Origin of the sequence: Streptomyces sp. NPDC047017 (assembly GCF_040644175.1) — a bacterium.
Classification (GTDB): Bacteria; Actinomycetota; Actinomycetes; order Streptomycetales; family Streptomycetaceae; genus Streptomyces.
In genome coordinates, this window is record NZ_JBEYVW010000055.1 from 1 (window position 1) to 1,485 (window position 1,485).

Annotated in this window: 1 protein-coding gene; it reads left to right on the plus strand. The window is 67.3% G+C overall.

What is annotated here, in order from left to right; translation table 11 throughout:
- Positions 1-1,485: amino acid adenylation domain-containing protein (locus ABZ858_RS37140; RefSeq protein ID WP_361389437.1), on the plus strand; the 1,485-nt coding region annotated here is incomplete at both ends.

Here is a 1,485-nt window from a genome sequence, read left to right on the forward strand (position 1 = left end):
GGCCCACCAGCACCTCAAACTCACCGACATCCACAACCTGACCCCGGCCAACGAACTCTTCGACACCGTCGTCGTCTTCGAGAACTACCCGGTCGAAGACTCGGCGGTCGAGCAGGAGGCTTCCACACTCAGCCTCACCCACGCCGAAGCACGGGATGCGACCCACTACCCGCTCAGCCTGATGGTGATGCCGGGAACCGGTCTGCACCTGCGGTTCGACTACCGCCCCGATGCCTTCGACCGTCCCCACGTGGAGGGCATCGCGGATCGTTTCGTCCGCATCCTCAAGGCGGTCGCGGCAAGCGCCCGACAGTTCGTCCGAGACATCCCCTCGTGCAGCGAGGACGAGCGCGAGCGGATCCTGAACGCTTGGAACAACACCACTCACGAGGTCCCCGGCACCACGTTGCCGGATCTGTTCGAGCAGCAGGTCGCACGGACACCCGACGCCCTGGCCGTCACCGGTGGCGGGACCCGGCTGACCTACGCGGAACTCAACGCACGAGCGAACCGACTCGCCAGGTACCTCGCCGACCGGGGTGCCGGCCAGGAACGCCTGGTCGCCGTGGCAGCATCGCGCTCGGTCGATCTCGTCGTCGCCCTGCTGGCCGTGGTGAAGACCGGCGCCGGGTACGTCCCCATCGACCCGGAATACCCCGGCGAGCGCATCGCCCACATGCTCCGGGACGCCGACCCGGTCCTCATCGTCACCCAGGCGGAAACGGCGGAGAAGCTGCCCGCGGAAACCGCGGTCGACGCGAGCCGGCTCGTACTGGACGACCCGGTCTCGCGGGCCCTTCTGGAGGACCAGGATCCCAGCAACCTCTCCCTCGACGAGCACCGCCCGAACCGCCTGCTTCCGCAGCACACGGCCTATGTGATCTACACGTCGGGATCCACCGGACGGCCCAAGGGCGTGGCCGTCTCCCATGCCGCGATTACCAACCGCCTGCTGTGGATGCAGGACGAGTACGGTCTGGAACCGACGGACCGAGTCCTCCAGAAGACCTCGTCCGCATTCGACGTATCGGTCTGGGAGTTCTTCTGGCCGCTCGTTGCCGGTGCCGCGATGGTCGTCGCCGCCCGCGGGGAACACAAGGACCCCGCCGCCCTCGCCGGGCTGATCCGTACCGAAGAGGTCACCACCGCACACTTCGTGCCGTCGATGCTGGGCGCCTTCCTCCAGCATCCCGACGCAGCCACTTGTGCACCGCTGAAGAACCTCATATGCAGTGGTGAAGCGCTGTCCGTGGAATTGAAGAACCAGGCGCTGCGCACGCTCGGTGGTTCCGTCCACAACCTCTACGGCCCCACCGAGGCCGCGGTGGACGTCACGTTCTGGGAGTGCCGCGCGGCCGACGACACCGTGCCGATCGGGCGTCCGGTGTGGAACACACGGGTGTATGTGTTGGATGCGGGTTTGTCGCCGGTGCCGGTGGGTGTGGCGGGTGAGTTGTACATCGCGGGCGCGCAGTTGGCTCGGGG